At 71.5% G+C, this 15560-nt stretch carries 11 protein-coding genes; 8 read left to right on the forward strand and 3 right to left on the reverse strand.

Annotation, left to right across the window (positions count from 1 at the left end):
• Nucleotides 1-4 precede the first annotated feature (4 nt).
• The 6 genes from I4J89_RS20950 to I4J89_RS20975 all read left to right on the forward strand — a co-directional run bounded on the left by I4J89_RS20950 (nt 5) and on the right by I4J89_RS20975 (nt 9485).
• Nucleotides 5-1111: a DegT/DnrJ/EryC1/StrS family aminotransferase gene (locus I4J89_RS20950; RefSeq protein ID WP_196415690.1), complete on the forward strand. Its 1107-nt coding sequence runs from the start codon at nt 5-7 to the stop codon at nt 1109-1111.
• Nucleotides 1108-2124: a hypothetical protein gene (locus tag I4J89_RS20955; protein ID WP_196415691.1), complete on the forward strand. Its 1017-nt coding sequence runs from the start codon at nt 1108-1110 to the stop codon at nt 2122-2124. The genes I4J89_RS20950 and I4J89_RS20955 overlap by 4 nt, the downstream gene beginning before the upstream one ends.
• Complete coding sequence (locus I4J89_RS20960) at nt 2111-3103, forward strand: methionyl-tRNA formyltransferase (RefSeq protein ID WP_230859306.1); 993 nt, start codon at nt 2111-2113, stop codon at nt 3101-3103. The genes I4J89_RS20955 and I4J89_RS20960 overlap by 14 nt, the downstream gene beginning before the upstream one ends.
• Nucleotides 3100-4191, forward strand: coding sequence for a DegT/DnrJ/EryC1/StrS family aminotransferase (locus I4J89_RS20965; protein WP_196415692.1), 1092 nt, complete (start codon nt 3100-3102; stop codon nt 4189-4191). Before I4J89_RS20960 ends, I4J89_RS20965 begins: the two co-directional genes overlap by 4 nt.
• 151 nt (nt 4192-4342) lie before the next feature.
• On the forward strand, nt 4343-7999 hold the full coding sequence (locus I4J89_RS20970) for a DUF4082 domain-containing protein (RefSeq protein ID WP_196415693.1): 3657 nt from the start codon (nt 4343-4345) through the stop codon (nt 7997-7999).
• A 13-nt stretch (nt 8000-8012) separates the two neighbouring features.
• Complete coding sequence (locus tag I4J89_RS20975; protein ID WP_196415694.1) at nt 8013-9485, forward strand: lipopolysaccharide biosynthesis protein; 1473 nt, start codon at nt 8013-8015, stop codon at nt 9483-9485.
• On the opposite strand, the gene I4J89_RS20980 is transcribed toward I4J89_RS20975, so the two are convergent.
• Nucleotides 9486-10769, reverse strand: coding sequence for a glycosyltransferase family 4 protein (locus tag I4J89_RS20980; RefSeq protein ID WP_230859307.1), 1284 nt, complete (start codon nt 10767-10769; stop codon nt 9486-9488). It lies immediately after the preceding gene.
• A gap of 282 nt (nt 10770-11051) precedes the next feature.
• Between I4J89_RS20980 and I4J89_RS20985 the strand changes: the two genes are divergently transcribed.
• Nucleotides 11052-11894, forward strand: coding sequence for a hypothetical protein (locus I4J89_RS20985; protein ID WP_196415695.1), 843 nt, complete (start codon nt 11052-11054; stop codon nt 11892-11894).
• On the forward strand, nt 11891-13261 hold the full coding sequence (locus I4J89_RS20990; RefSeq protein WP_196415696.1) for an O-antigen ligase family protein: 1371 nt from the start codon (nt 11891-11893) through the stop codon (nt 13259-13261). The genes I4J89_RS20985 and I4J89_RS20990 overlap by 4 nt, the downstream gene beginning before the upstream one ends.
• Here I4J89_RS20990 and I4J89_RS20995 read toward each other — a convergent pair.
• Together I4J89_RS20995 and I4J89_RS21000 are read right to left on the reverse strand one after the other, a co-directional pair.
• Nucleotides 13239-14423, reverse strand: coding sequence for a glycosyltransferase (locus I4J89_RS20995; protein ID WP_196415697.1), 1185 nt, complete (start codon nt 14421-14423; stop codon nt 13239-13241). The two genes, I4J89_RS20990 and I4J89_RS20995, sit on opposite strands and share 23 nt — an antisense overlap.
• Complete coding sequence (locus I4J89_RS21000; RefSeq protein ID WP_196415698.1) at nt 14420-15553, reverse strand: GNAT family N-acetyltransferase; 1134 nt, start codon at nt 15551-15553, stop codon at nt 14420-14422. The genes I4J89_RS20995 and I4J89_RS21000 overlap by 4 nt, the downstream gene beginning before the upstream one ends.
• Nucleotides 15554-15560: the final 7 nt, after the last annotated feature.

A 15560-nucleotide genomic window follows, 5' to 3' on the forward strand; every position in this document is an offset into this window, starting at 1 on the left:
GGTCATGATCCCCCAGCTCGGGGAGGAAGAGGCGCAGGCCGCGGCCGAGGCGATCCGCTCCGGATGGGTCGCCCAGGGACCCCGGGTGGCCCGCTTCGAGCAGGAGTTCGCGGCGGCGGTCGGCTCCGGCCACGGTGTCGCGGTGTCGTCCTGCACGACCGGGCTGCATCTGTCGCTCGTACTGCTGGACATCGAGCCCGGCGACGAGGTGATCGTGCCGTCGCTGTCGTTCATCGCCACCGCCAACGCGGTCCGCTACGTGGGCGCGACGCCGATCTTCGCCGACGTGGACCTGGCCACCGGCAACGTCACGGTGGAGACCGTCGACGCGGTGCGCACCCCGCGGACCCGGGCGGTCATCGCGGTGCACCAGGGCGGCGTGCCGTTCGACACGGCCGCGCTGCGTAAGGCGGCCGACGGGTGGGGGGTCGCGCTGGTCGAGGACGCCGCCTGCGCGGCAGGTTCCACGGTGTACGGCCAGCCGGCCGGCACCGGCGCCCGGGTGGCGGCGTGGTCGTTCCACCCGCGCAAGCTGCTCACCACCGGTGAGGGCGGCATGGTCACCGTGGACGACGCCTCCTCTGCGGCTCGCCTGCGGCGGCTCCGGGAGCACGGGATGAACGTGTCCGCCGCCGACCGGCATGCCAGCAAGCAGCCCGTGCTGGAGGCGTACCTGGAGACCGCTTTCAACTACCGGATGACCGACATCCAGGCGGCCGTCGGACTTGTGCAGCTCGGCCGGCTGCCCGGGATGGTCGCCCAGCGCCGCGAGCTGGCCGCCCGCTACCACTCGCTGCTGGCCGATGTCGACGGTCTGGTCCCGGTGCGGGATCCGGCCTACGGGCAGACCAACTACCAGTCGTTCTGGGTGCTGCTGGACGGCTTCCCGGTCAGCCGGGACGAGGTGCTCGTTTCCCTCGCGGAACAGGGCATCTCCGCGCGGCGCGGGATCATGGCGGCACACCTGGAGCCGGCGTACGCGGACGTGACGCCGGGACCCCTGCCGGTCACCGAACGGATCACCCGCGACTCGCTGATCCTGCCGCTGCACCACAAGCTCACCGGCGAGGACCAGGAGCACATCGCCGGCGTCCTGCGCGGTCTCGCATGACGGCGGTACCCCCCGGACTGTCCCCGGGCCGGCTGCTGCGGCTGATGCGCCGCTCGGTCGAGGAGACCCGGCTCGATCTGTCCGGTGCGGTCGTGCTGACCGAGGCGGCGACCGGGCCGTACGTGGTCACGCCGGTGCTGGCGGCGCTGGGCGGCGCGGCCGAGGTGATCGCACTGACCCGCGACACCCGGTACGGCACGGCCGCCGAGGTGCGCCGGCAGACACTGGCGCTCGCCGAGTCGGCCGGGGTGGCCGGGCGGATCACCGTCACCACCGAGCGGCGCCCGCAGGACTTCGCCCGCGCCGACGTGGTGACCAACAGCGGCCACGTCCGCCCGATCGACCAGGCGATGATCGACCTGTTGAAGCCGGACGCAGTCGTACCGCTGATGTTCGAGGCCTGGGAGGCCGAGGCCGGCCGCTCCGATCTCGACCTGCCGGCGCTGCGTAAACGCGGGATCGCGGTGGCCGGCACCAACGAGCGGCACCCGGCGGTCGACGTCTTCTCCTACCTCGGGCTGATGGCGGTCAAGCTGCTGCTCGACGCCGGTGTGCCGGCCTATCGCAGCCGGATCGCCCTGCTCTGCGACAACCCGTTCCGCGATTTCATCAAGCGCGGGCTCACCGGCGTCGGCGCCCGGGTGACCGTGGCGGCTTCGCTGGCCGAGCTGCTCCGGCGTCCGGCGCCGGACGCGCTGCTCGTGTCCATGCGGCCGACCGGCGCTCCGGTCCTCGGCGGCGCCGAGATGGACGAGCTGGCCGCTCGCTGGCCGGGGTGCCTCGTCGGGCAGTACTGGGGCGATCTGGACCGGGACGGACTCGCCGGGCGGGGTCTGCCGGTCTGGCCGGCCTCCGCCCCGGGTGCCGGGCACATGGGTGTACTGCCCTCGGCGGTCGGCCCGGACCCGATCGTCCGCCTGCAGACCGGCGGCCTGAAAGTGGCGGAGGTGCTACTGCGGCCGGCCGCCGAGCGGACCGCCGCCGATCTGGGGTTCGTGGATGAGCTCGACTGAGCTGCCCCGCGTGGTTCTGGTCGGGGTGGGTCCCACCACGGCCACCGCGCTCGCCGGCCTGCTGGACGGTTTCGAGGTGGCGGCGCTGCTGCGGGCCGGGGAGGACGAGGCGACCGCGCTGGCCGCCCGGCACGGCGTGCCGGTGGTCGGCGACACGTCGGTCGCGTCGCTGCGGCAGGTCGTCGAGCGGGTACGGCCGGACGCGGTGGTGGTGTCCTCGTACGACCGGATCCTGCCGCCGGACCTGCTGGCCGGCCGCCCGTTCGTCAACGTGCACTACGCCCCGCTCCCCCGCTACCGGGGCCGGGCCACGGTCAACTGGGCGATCATCAACGGGGAACCGGACGCCCACATCGCCATCCACTGCCTGGTGCCCGAGCTCGACGCCGGCGGCCTGCTCTTCACCGGCAGCGTGCCGATCGGACCGGCCGATACCGTGTCGACCCTCTACGAACAGCTCAACGAGCTGCAACGGCGGCATCTCGGCGACGCGATCCGCCGGCGGCTCGGCGGTGACACCGGCACGCCGCAGGACGAGAGTGCGGCGAGCTACGGCTGCACGCGGCTGCCGGAGGACGGGGAGATCGACTGGACCGGCTCGGCGGTGAGCGTGGATCGCCTGGTCCGGGCGCTCGCTCCGCCGTTTCCGGCCGCCTACACGTACCTGGGTTTGCGCCGGCTGCTGGTGCATCGCGCCGAGGCACGCTCGGACGCACCGCGGTTCGAGGGCCGGGTCCCGGGCCGGCCGGTCGGCCGGTCGGCCGCCGAGGGCTGGGTCGACGTGCTCACCGGCGACGGCGTCCTGCGGCTGCACACCGTACGACTCGACGGCGACGGGCCGGCGCCCGCCGCCGACGTGATCCGTTCCGTCAAGCAGACCCTCGGCCTGCGCACCTCGGACCTCCTGGCCAGGATCGCCGGCCTCGAGGACCGGCTGGCCGCCCGCACCTCCGACCCGGCAGGAGCTGTCACACCATGAACAGGATTCCGCTCGTCGACCTGGCGGCCGCCCACGCCGAGGTGGCCGAGGAGGTCGAGGCCGGTTTCAAGCGGATCATCGCAACGACGGCGTTCGTCGGTGGCGCCGAGGTGGCCGCGTTCGAGCAGGAGTACGCCGAGTTCTCCGGGCTGCCGCACTGTGTCGGCGTGGCGAACGGCACCGACGCCCTGGAACTCGCCCTCCGCGCGGTCGGCGTCGGCCCCGGTGCCGAGGTGATCCTGCCGGCCAACACGTTCATCGCGACGGCCGAGGCGGTGGCGCGCGCGGGCGGGACGGTCGTGCTGGTGGACTGCGATCCGCGTACCTATCTGATCGATGTCGAGGCTGCCCTCGCGGCCGTCACGCCGGCCACCCGGGCGATCGCGCCGGTGCACCTGTACGGCCAGCTCGCGCCGGTCGAGCGGCTGCGCGCCGGCCTGGCCGGCCGGGACGTGGCGATCGTGGAGGACGCCGCCCAGTGCCAGGGCGCCACCCGGCACGGTTCCGGCGCCGGTGCCGGCGGCATCGCCGCCACCAGCTTCTACCCGGGCAAGAACCTCGGCGCGTACGGTGACGCCGGCGCCGTCGTCACCGCGTCACCGGAGTGGGCGACCACGGTCCGGACGCTGGGCAGTCACGGCGGCCTGAAGCGGTACACCCACGACCTGATCGGCGTGAACAGCCGCCTCGACGGCCTCCAGGCGGTCGTGCTGCGCGCCAAGCTGGCCCGGCTGGCCGACTGGAACGCGCGGCGCCGTGCCGCGGCCGCCCGCTACGACGAGTTGCTCGCCGGTCTGGACGTGGTGCTGCCGGTGACCCTGGACGGGAACGAGCACGTGTGGCACATCTACTGCGTCCGGGTGCCGCGCCGCGACGAGGTGCTGTCCCGGTTGAACGCCGCCGGCGTCGGCGCGGCGATTCACTACCCGGTCCCGGTGCACCGCACCGGCGCTTTCGGTCACCTGGGCGGGTCGTTCCCGAACGCCGAGGCGGCCGCGCCGGAGCTGCTGTCGCTGCCCATCTATCCGCAGATCACACCGGGCCAGCAGGCCCAGGTGGCGGAGGCACTTGCGGCCGCTCTGGGATAGACGGACGTGGTCGGCTATGGGCCTATCGGTGGACTCCGCCTCCCGCACTGCGGTCATATGGTCGTCTGTGGACGGAAGCCCCCACCCGCCCCACCATCGACCCTCCCTCAGCGGAGGGTCGTCCGCTTTCGGTGAACAGGCTGGCACATAGATGATTCACACATTTCTCGGCTCCGGCCCACTACGCGGCTCCGTCGCCGCGGCCACGACCGCCGCGCTGGTCGCCGCCTGCCTGATCGGGATGCTCTCCTCCTCGGCCTCGGCCGCCGAGTGCTCGCCCAACCCGGTGGTGTGCGAGAACGCCAAGGACGGCGCGCCGTCCGACGACTGGGAGATCAACGGCGCGGGTGACGACACGGTGCAGGGTTTCGCCACCGACATGAGCGTCAACGCCGGTGCGACGGTCCGCTTCAAGGTGCGCGCCGAGCACGCCTTCACCATCGACATCTACCGGCTCGGCTATTACGGCGGCGACGGCGCCCGGAAGGTCACCCCGCTCGGGACCTTCCCGGCCCAGAACCAGGAGACCGCTTGCGTCACCGACGAGGTGACCCAGATCTACGACTGCGGCACCTGGGCGCAGACCGCCGACTGGGCGGTGCCGGCGACCGCTGTCTCCGGCGTCTACCTCGCGGTGCTCAAGCGCACCGACTCGCTGAAACCGTCCAGCCACATCACCTTCGTGGTACGCGACGACGCCAGCACCTCGGACATCATCTTCAAGACGTCGGACGCGACCTGGCAGGCGTACAACACGTACGGCGGTCCCAGCTTCTACACCGGGCCGCAGGGCCGGGCCACCAAGATCAGCTACAACCGCCCGTTCGCCACCCGCGGCGCGGTCGGCGGCCGGGACTTCCTGTTCAGCACCGAGTACCCGACGATCCGCTTCCTGGAGCGCAACGGGTACGACGTCACGTACACCACCGATGTCGACGCCGACCGCCGAGGCGGGCTGCTCGCCAACCACAAGGTGTTCCTCTCCGTCGGTCACGACGAGTACTGGTCCGGCCCTCAGCGCGCGGCCGTGGAGGCCGCCCGCGACAGCGGGGTCAGCCTCGCCTTCTTCAGCGGCAACGAGGTCTACTGGAAGACCCGGTGGGAGAACAGCAAGGACGGCACCGACACCGGCCACCGCACGCTGGTCTGCTACAAGGAGACCTGGGACGCGGCCAAGAGCGACCCGACGTCCGAGTGGACCGGCACCTGGCGTGACCCCCGGTTCAGCCCGCCGTCCAACGGCGGCCGCCCGGAGAACCAGCTGACCGGCACGCTGTTCCAGGCCAACGAGGTCGACCTGTCGATGGAGGTCCCGGCGGCACACGGCAAGAACCGGTTCTGGCGGGACACCACGGTCGCCGAGCTGCCGAGCGGCACTAAGGCGACGCTGGCGCCGCACACCATCGGGTACGAGTCCGACGAGGACCTGGACAACGGGTTCCGGCCGGCCGGCCTGATCCGGCTGTCGGAGACCACCGGCGCGGTGCCGCAGTACCTGGTCGACTTCGGCAAGACGGTCGAGGAGGGCACCACCACCCACCACATGACCCTCTACAAGGCGCCCAGCGGCGCGCTGGTCTTCGGCGCCGGCACCATCCAGTACGCGTGGGGTCTCGACGAGCACCACGACACCTCGTTCGACGAGGTCGACCCGCCGGACAAGCGGATGCAGCAGGCCTTCGTGAACCTGATGGCCGACATGCGGGTGCAGCCGGCCACCCGGATGAGCACGTTGTTCCAGGCCTCGGCGTCGACCGACATCACCGGGCCGACGACGACCGTCACCTCACCCGCGGCGGGTTCCTCGGCCGCCAACGGCGCGAAGATCACTGTGTCCGGGACGGCGGCCGACAGCGGTGGCGTGGTCGCCGGCGTCGAGGTGTCGCTCGACGGCGGCACCACGTGGCACCCGGCCAACGGCACCACCAGCTGGTCGTACACGGGTTACCTGTCCGGGGACGGCACGGCGGCGATCAAGGCGCGGGCCATCGACGACAGCGCGAACATCGGCGCGGCGACCACCCGCTCGATCCCGCTGACCGGCTCGTCCACCCTGTTCGGCAGCCGGGTGCCGGCCACCCCGGCGACAAGCGACTCGGACGCCACCGAGCTGGGCGTCAAGTTCGTCCCGCAGACCGACGGCTTCGTCCGGGGCGTGCGCTTCTACAAGAGCACCGGCAACACCGGCCAGCACGACGGGTCGCTGTGGTCGGTCGATGGCGACCTGCTGGCCAGCGGAACGTTCAGCGAGGAGACGGCGAGCGGCTGGCAGACGCTGAACTTCACACTGCCGGTCCCGGTGGTCGGCGGTAACACCTATGTCGCGTCGTACACCGCGCCGAACGGGCGCTTCTCGGCCGACCAGTGGGCGTTCGCCTTCCAGCCGTGGCAGGCGCCGCCGCTCACCGCGGCACGCCATCAGGATTCCGGCGGCAACGGGGTGTTCGGCGACCCCGGTGAGTTCCCGGTCAAGTCGTACCGGGCGAGCAACTACTACGTGGACGTGCTGTTCGAATCGTCGGCCCTGACCGCGCCTACCATCACCACGGTGTCCCCGACGCCGAACGCGTCCTACACGCCCACCTCGGCGCATCCGACGGCCACGTTCAGCAAGCCGATCAACCCGTCGACCGTCCAGTTCACGGTGACCGCCGACGGTGGTGCCGCGGTGGCCGGTACGACCTCGTACGACTCGGTGACCAGGACCGCGACGTTCGTGCCGACGGCGCCGCTCGCGGCCGGTCAGAAGTACAACGCCCAGGTCAGCGCGTCGGATCCGAACGGTAACCCGACAGCGGCGCCGGCGACCTGGTCGTTCACCACCGATCCCGGCTCGACCACGATCAGCCGGCTGTTCGCGGCGACCGACGTCCCGGCCAGTCCCGCGGTCAAGGATTCCGGAGCGATCACGCTCGGCGTGCGGTTCACCCCGAGCAGCAACGGCAAGGTGATCGGCATCCGGTTCTACAAGGGCACCGGCAACGGGGGTACGCACACCGGCAGCCTCTGGTCGTCGACCGGCGGCCGGCTGGAGCAGGCGACGTTCGTGGCCGAGTCCTCGTCCGGCTGGCAGAGCGTGTACTTCGCCAACCCGGTGACCGTGACGGCGGGTACGACCTATGTGGCGTCGTACTTCGCGCCGCGCGGCAACTATGCGGTGACGAACGGGTTCTTCAACAGCACCTGGACGAACGGCCCGCTGAGCGCGCCGGGCGGCGGCAACGGCGTCTACCGGTACGGCGGGGACGAGTTCCCGACGAGCTCGTGGTCGAACACCAACTACTGGGTGGATCCGCTGTTCGTGGCCGCCGCGCCGCAGCCGCAGCCGCAGGTTCCGGAGGGTGCGCTCACGCTGTTCCCGCCGACCACCGTCCCGGCGAACCCGAACTGGAACGACTCGGGCAACGTCGAGCTGGGCCTGCGCTTCACGTCCGACGTGCCGGGTCAGGTCAACGGTGTCCGCTTCTACAAGGGTGTCGACAACACCGGCCCGCACACGGCCACCCTGTGGTCGTCGACCGGTGCGCCGATCACCACCGGCACCTTCGTCGGCGAGACCGGGTCGGGCTGGCAGACGATGCTGTTCGACACCCCGGTGTCGATCACGGCGAACACCGAGTACGTGGTGTCCTACCGGGCGCCGAGCGGGCACTACGCGGTCCAGTCGAACGGCCTGGCCGCGCCGGTCGTCAGCGGTCCGCTGCGGTCGGTGGCCGGCGGCGGCTCCTACCTCTACGGCGGTGGCTTCCCGGCCAACCGGGTGAACCACAACTACTGGGTCGACGTCGTGTTCACACCCGCCAACTGAGAGGAGTCATTCGTTGAGGCTCGGGGTCAGGGAGGACGGTTCGCTGTTCTCCCGCGCCGGCCGGGCGCTGGGCTGGAGCTTCGCCAGCACCGCGCTGTCCAGGCTGAGCACGCTTGCCATCGGCATCGTGCTCGCCCGGATCCTCGGCCCCCACGAGTTCGGCACCTTCGCGGTCGCGACCGTCGCCCTGCTCGCGGTGCTCAGCTTCAACGAGCTCGGGGTGAGCCTGGCCATCGTCCGGTGGCCAGGTGATCCCCGGGAGATCGCCCCGACCGTCGCGACGATCTCGGTGCTCTCCAGCACCCTGATCTTCGCGGCCTGCTATTTCGGCGCACCCGCTTTCTCGGCGGCCATGGGCGAGCCGTCGGCCACCCCGGTGGTGCGGGTGCTCGGCCTCAGCGTGATCGTCAGCGGTCTGGCGGCGACACCCGTGGCCATACTCCAGCGCGACTTCCGCCAGGACCGCAAGATGATCGCCGATCAGGTCAGCAGCTGGACCAGCTCGCTGACCTCGATCGGTTTCGCCCTCTCCGGCGCCGGCGCGATGAGCCTCGCGATCGGCCAGCTCACCGGCTCGATCGTGGGCGCGGTGCTGTTCATCGCGTTCGCACCACGGTCGCTGCGCTTCGGGTTCGACCTGGTGAAGGCCCGCGCACTGCTGAAGTTCGGCCTGCCGCTGGCCGGGTCGAGCATCGTGGTATTCGCCGTCACGAACGTCGACAAGATCATCGTCGGGGCGGTCCTGGGCCCGGTTCCGCTGGGCTACTACGTCCTGGCCGCCAACCTCTCGAACTGGCCGGCCACCATGTTCGCCATGCCGGTACGCGCGGTCGCGCCCGCGCTGCTGGCCCGCCTGCAGGGCGATCCGCCGACCATGCGCGCCGCCTTCCTGTCCTCCGGTGGCCTGCTGGCGGCCATCACGCTGCCCGCCTGCGTGGTGCTGTCCGCCGCCGCCGGCCCGGTCATCGGCCTGGTCTACGGCGCGCCCTGGCAGCCGGCCGCCGCGGTGCTGGTCTGGCTGGGCCTGCTGGCCGCGCTGCGCATCCTCTTCGAGCTGGTGTACGACTACTTCGTCGTGCTGGCACACACCCGGGTCGTCTTCACCGTCCAGGTCATCTGGTTCGCCGCCCTGACCCCGGCGCTGTACGCGGGTGCCCGGCTCGGCGGCGCGGACGGCGCGGCGGCCGCCGCCTTCGCGGTGGCGGCGCTGGTGGTGGCGCCGATCTACCTGTACGAGCTGGCGCGCACCGGCGTCCCGGCCGGCTCCGTGGCGCGGCAGCTCGCAGCTCCGGCGCTGGCGGCGCTCGGCGTCGCCGCCGTCTCGGTGGTCGCCACCCGGCTCATCGCCTCCGACCTGGTCGCCGCGCTGGTGGCCGGTCTGGCCGCCGGGGTGGCGCTGGTGGTGGTGCTGTACCGGATGCGGGGCACGATCCGCTCGCTGCGCTCGACTGAGGCGGCCGGCGAGAGCAGCCCGGCCCTGACCTGATCAGTTACCGGGCTTTTCCAGCACGGTCCGGGCCAGGGTGACCGCGTTGAAGTCGTCGGCCTTGCGCGTACCGCGGACGGACCGGTATCGCTGCCGCACCTTGTGCGCGGCCACGCCGGCGGCCGACCGCAGCCCGTCACCGGCCTGGGCGGGCAGGGAGTGCCGGTCGGCGGCCAGCGCCTCACGGTAGATCCGCTCCTGCACCAGGGCCGCCCGCTGCAGGCTGAACCGCTCGACGGCCAGCTTCCGGCCGTAGTCGCCGAGGGCGGCCCGCTGCCCGGGATCGGCGACCAGCTCACGCAGGATCGCGATGAGGCGCTCGTGGCCGGCGGCGGGATCGTCGGCGACGCCGTACCACCCCTGCCGCAGGAACAGGTCGCAGCTCTCCGGCGTGAGCAGTTTCCAGAAGCCCTGTTCGCCCTGCACGACCAGCGGTCGCGCGAACGCCAGCGACCGCAGGGCGGAACCGCCCATGCCGAGCATGATGTCCGCGGCGGCGTACGCGGCGCGCGGGTCGTACAGCTGCCCGGTGAGCACGATCGCCCGGCGGCCGGCCCGCGCGTTGGCCTTGGCGGCACGCTCCTCCACGGTGTCGCGGGCCGTGCCGTCGCCGACCACGACGAGGCGCACCGGCAGGTCCCGGGCCAGCTCACCGACCACGTCGATGGCGGTGAGGACGCCCTCGAGCTTGAGCTCGGGCACCAGGCGGCAGATCACCACGATGTCGACGACCGGCCCGGCGGGGTGATCGTCGCGCAGGTCGAACTGTGCCCGGAACTCCGCCACGGGGTGGCCGGGAGAGTTGGTCTCGACGTCCACCGGCGGCTCGATCAGGTGCACCGGTCCGTTCCGGTCCGCCGCGGCCTGCTCCTGCAGCGCCCTGGTCCCGACGATCAACGGGAGGCCACGGGGCAGGAACGGTGCGACCGCCATCGACATCACCGTGCACACGGCGGCGGAGCGGCCCCGGGGGAACGTCGCGGCTGCCGCTTCCAGGCCGGGCGGCCACTCGTACCCATGAACGATGTCGACGCTCTCGTCGCGGATCATGCGTCGCAGCATGCGGGCGACGGCCGGCGACGGCCGCCGCCGGCGTGCCGGCACGGGGACGTGCCGCAGTCCCAGGTCCCGGACCATCCGCACCAGCTCGCCGTCGTCGCCGACGATCGTCACGGTGTGCCCCAGGTCGCGAACGGCGGCGGCCAGCTCGATCGCGTTGAGCTGGCTGCCGCCCATCGCCATGTCGTGCGGATAAACCAGAATGTTCAGTCCAGCGCCACCCATGAGCCCCTGCCCGTCGTCGATCGGCCCGCCAGGATTCTAATTTGGAAGGTCCGGGATCCGGTGCTCTCGCAGGCCGAATCCGGCCGCTACGGTCGGTTTGCCGACACGTTCGTGATTGGGGCCCGTCGATCGTTGGGATCTCAAGCCTTCCAGCGGATGGTAGAGAGGTGAGGGGCGCCGTAGCGTTCCTACTCGCCAGCAACATGACGTCTTCGGCTGCGTGTCCGCGAGCGAGAACCATGGGGACGGCCGCGGGGATCGGCCGGTGGAGGAGAGACATCTGTGGATTTCTGGGACGCCACCAAGGTGATGGTCCGGCGCTGGTACCTGACGCTTCCCCTGTTGTTGCTGACGTTCGCCGGTACCTACTACACGGCCACCGCCATCGAGGCCGACTACGTCCTGACGTCGTACGTCCAATTGATCCCATCGCAGACGTCACTCACCGAGGAAGAGGCCCGTAAGTACCCGGTCAACCCGTGGAACCAGCTCGGCCTGGAGGCGATGAGCCAGTCGTCGAACTACGCCACGGTCGACCACACCTTCCTCAAGCGACTCGAGAAGGACGGGTTCAGCACCAACCTCAAGATCACCTCGGGTGACCCGGTGGCCGGTGCGACGATCGAGGTGGTCGGCAAGACCAAGGAGCAGGCGGTCGGCACCACGAACGCCGTCATCAAGCGGTACCAGGAGACGACGCGGCTGCTCCAGGCTCAGTACAAGGTGCGCCCGCAGGACATGATCACCGTCAAGCGGCTCGACCTGGGTGAGAACCTCGAGCGGCCGGGCGGGAAGGTCAAGCGCGCCATCATCGCGGTCTTCGGCACCGGGATCCTCATCACCGCCGCGGTGACGATCGGGATCGACGCCCTGCTGCGGCGCCGCAAGCGCCGGCCCTCTGAGCCGGGCGTGGACACGGCGACGACCGTCCCGGTCGCCGAGAAGCCCGCGAATCTGTACAACTCCTCCCCCGCGGCCCCGGTCAACGACCACGGCACTGAGACGGTCCGCATCCAGCTGCCCACCAGCGGGGCACCCGTCTCGCCGGAGACGACGGGCGACGCGACAATCGTGCTGCCGATGCCGCGCACCTCGGTGAGCGACAACGGCGGCAACCGGCGTTGAGCGCACCCGCCGTCCACCCCGTCGACTTCGAGCCGGCGGACGCTGGACGGCAGATCTACGCCACCCGCCGGCGGGTGGGCGGACTCGACGCGGCGATCGTCTTCAGCCTGATGATCCTCCTGCTGACGATCCTGCCCTCGCTGGCCATCCTGCCCGGTACGAGCGCCGACATCGGCCGTCCCGCCAGCGTCCTCTGCGTCCTGATGTTCGCCTGGTGGGCCGCCTCCCGGTTCCACCCGCGGCTGATCATGCCCGGTCCGCAGCCGGTCCGCTGGGCGGTGCTGATCTTCTTCCTCTCCCTGCTGATCTCCTACGCGGTCGGGTACGAGCGCGGCCTGACCGCGATGGAGGCGAACGCGGCCGACCGGCTGCTGCTGGGTGCCGCCGCCTTCTTCGGCGCCATCCTGCTCGCCGCCGACGGCTTGTCGAACTGGGACCGGGTCCGGGTGGTGCTCAAGGTCCTGATCTGGTGCTGCGTCTACATGTCTTTCGTGGGCCTGCTGCAACAGGTGATGCCGGTCGACCCGGTCAGCTACCTGAAGCTTCCCGGTCTGCAGACCGGGGAGCTGATCGGCCTCCAGGAGCGCGGCGGCGGCCTGCGCGTCGCGGCGACCACCACGCACTACCTGGAGCTGTGCGGCACGCTCGGGCTGGTCTGGCCGATCGCCCTGCATTTCGCGATGTACACGCCGTCGCAGCGCGAGCGGCGCGCGTACACGTTCGCGGCCGTGATGATCACCTTCGGCATCCTGGAGACGATCTCGCGCTCGGGGATCCTGGCGATGGCGATCGGCATCCTGATGCTGATGCCGCTCTGGGCCTGGCGCCGGCGCTACAACATCCTGGTGCTCGGGCTGGGCCTGTTCGGCATGGTCTCGGCGATCTCCCCCGGCATCGGCCGCACGCTGATCAATCTCTTCGCGGACGCCAGTGACGATCCCAGCATCACCTCGCGGACCGAGCGCTACGCGATGGTGGGCCACTACTTCTCCGAGCGGCCGTGGCTGGGGCGGGGTACCGGCACCTGGGTGCCCCCGATGTATCAGTACCTCGACAACCAGTGGCTGCGGACCGCGCTCGAGAACGGGGTGGCCGGCATCCTGGCCCAGGCCGCGTTGCACATCATCGCGCTGGTGGTGGCGGCGATCGCGTTCCGCCGGGCCACCAATCCGGCCGACCGGCACTTCTGCCTGTCCCTGGTCTCCGTGCAGGTGATCGCGATCTTCATCGCGTACACCTTCGACTGTTTCGCCTACTCGACGTACACGGTGGTACTCGGCCTGATGATCGGCCTGTGCGGTGCGGTGTGGCGCTTCACCCATCCCGCACGGCAGGTGCGTACGTCTACGCCACGGTGGTTCGGCTGACCAGCCCCAGCAGTTCGGCCATCCGCCGGGCCCGGACGTCCCAGCTGTGCTGCTCGGCGAAGGCGCGGCGCCGCCGTACGATCTCCGGCGTCCGCGGCTGAGCGAGGGCGGCGGTGACCGCGGCGGCGAAGTCCGCCGGCCCGTCGGCCAGCGTGATCAGATCGGTGTCGAGCCAGACGTGCGCGGGCAGCCGGGAGGCCACGACCGCCCGCCCGGCGGCCAGGTATTCCAGGGTCTTGAGCGGGAAGCTGGCCCGGTTGAACGGGTTGTCCGCGTACGGCGTCAGCCCCACGTCGATCAGCCGCAGGTAGGACGGCATCTGCTCGTACGGCTGCTGGCCCACCCAGCAGACGTTGGGACGCCCGGTCAGCGCCGTGAAGCGGGCGTCCCGGTAACCGTGCGAGAGCGGCCCGACGATCAGCAGCGAGCACCCCGTGTCGGCGACCGCCTCCAGCAGCGAGATGTCGATCCGGTCGTTGATGTGACCGGCGAACCCGGCCACCGGGCCCGGCAGCGACGCCCCGGCCGGCGGGGGCGCGTCGTCCACATCCGCGTAGAACTCCGGGGAGCAGCCGTTCGGCAGGAGCACGGCGGAGTGGCCGGCGGCCGCGTACCGGTCACGCAGTCCCGGCGAGACGACCGCGAGCGTGCCGGCACGCGCGAGTGCCGCGTTCTCCAGCCGGATCAGCCGGTCCCGCGGCAGGCCCAGCAGCTCCGCGCCGGCCACGAGGTCGTCGGTGACGTACAGCAACCGGTGCCGGGCGGCCAGGCGTGGCCAGCTCTCGTCGACACGGCTGGAGACGACCGCCGCGACCGGGCCCGCCGGACCGTAGAGCTCGCGCACCGCCGACCGCACCGCGCGGTGGACGAGGGGCGCGCGCAGGTGCCGCAGTACCGGGCGGGTCATGCCGGGGGTGACCCGGGTGACCAGCTGCACCAGGCGTGGCGAGTGCACCCGCAGCCGTGGCGCCGCGGCCACCCCGCTCAGATCGGGCTTCAGGAATCGGGTCAGCGCCGAGATCGGCGGGTCGACGTAGAAAACCGGGCCGTATCGCCCCAGAGCGGTGGCCAGTTGCCGGTCGGTGCCGGCCGGACCGTCCCACCAGCCGGTGGCGAGGTAGACGATGAGGTCTTCGCGGGTGCCCTCGAGCTGTGCCGTCACGCGCGCCCCGCCGGGTTCGCGGCCTGGGCCCGCTCGCGCCGGCGCAGGGCGGCGACGCGCTCACCGCCGAGGACCCGCTTGCCGAGTGCGGCCATCGCGGCCGCGCCGGCGTTGAGCAGTTTCAACGTCAGCGCCCGTGGCCGGGCGGCGAAGAAGAGCAGGTCGGTCTCGTCCCAGGACTCGTCGCTCATCTGCTGCTTGTAGAGCGCGTCGCCGTAGCCGTAGTCGAAGGCGTCGACCTGCGGATCGTCGGCGAGCTCCTGGAGCACCCGGGTCAGCAGGATCGAGCCCGGTTCGTCCTCGGCGTGCGCACCGTCGAAGGCGGTGTCGAACAGATGGAAGGTCCGGGCGTGCAGCAGCCCGCTCAGGTGGGCGACCGGCGTGCCGTCGATGGACAACAACCAGATCCGGTACGGGTCCCCGGCGATCGCCCACCGGATGAACGCGCGGTGCAGGTCGTCGTCGGCGAACCCGACCCCGATGCCCCGCTGGTAGCTGTGCGACGTGATCGCGTCGAGGATCCGCACCACGTCCGCTTCCTCGTCGTCGGCACCCACCCGCCGGACGGCCAGTTTCGCCCCGGCGTCACCGAGTCGCTGCAGCCGTTTGCGGACCCGCAACCGGGTGCGCTTCGACTTGCGGGCCACCAGCGCGTCGAAGCCCTCGCTCAGGTCCGACAGGTGGTGTTTCTGCGGTGCCGAGCGGGACGCCTGAGCCGCGGCCCGGTGCAGCGGGCTGTCCAGCGGCACCTTGGACAGCTGGAGGATGTCCGCGTCGCCACGGCGCAGGCAGGCGCTCAGCGCGCGCAGGACCCGGCGGTGGTCCTCCGCCGACTCGGCGCCCACGACGCCACCGGCGACGACGACCAGCCACCGGGCCCGGGCGGACAGCAGCGTCCGGTAGCCGGCCTTGACCCGGAACGGGCGGCGTTCCACCCGGGCCACCACGAGGATCGGGTCGCGGCCCGCCTCCTCGATGAACAGGACGTGGGGCCGGCCCCGGTCGCCCAGGGTGTGCAGCACGAGGGAGAACAACGGGCGGCTCGCGTGCGGGCTGGACACCGCGAAGGCGTCCCATCTCGCGGCCAGGGCGTCGAGTTCGCCGGTGGTCGTGGCGATGGTGATTCCCATGGTGACC

It is taken from the genome of Actinoplanes aureus (assembly GCF_015704865.1).
Lineage (GTDB): Bacteria > Actinomycetota > Actinomycetes > Mycobacteriales > Micromonosporaceae > Actinoplanes > Actinoplanes aureus.

Excerpts from the sequence above, each read along its gene's own strand:
- I4J89_RS20950 (WP_196415690.1), top strand. The coding sequence starts at position 5 with ATGATCCCCCAGCTCGGGGAGGAAGAGGCGCAGGCCGCGGCCGAGGCG.
- I4J89_RS20955 (WP_196415691.1), top strand. The coding sequence starts at position 1,108 with ATGACGGCGGTACCCCCCGGACTGTCCCCGGGCCGGCTGCTGCGGCTG.
- I4J89_RS20960 (WP_230859306.1), top strand. The coding sequence starts at position 2,111 with ATGAGCTCGACTGAGCTGCCCCGCGTGGTTCTGGTCGGGGTGGGTCCC.
- I4J89_RS20965 (WP_196415692.1), top strand. The coding sequence starts at position 3,100 with ATGAACAGGATTCCGCTCGTCGACCTGGCGGCCGCCCACGCCGAGGTG.
- I4J89_RS20970 (WP_196415693.1), top strand. The coding sequence starts at position 4,343 with ATGATTCACACATTTCTCGGCTCCGGCCCACTACGCGGCTCCGTCGCC.
- I4J89_RS20980 (WP_230859307.1), bottom strand. The coding sequence starts at position 10,769 with ATGGGTGGCGCTGGACTGAACATTCTGGTTTATCCGCACGACATGGCG.
- I4J89_RS21000 (WP_196415698.1), bottom strand. The coding sequence starts at position 15,553 with ATGGGAATCACCATCGCCACGACCACCGGCGAACTCGACGCCCTGGCC.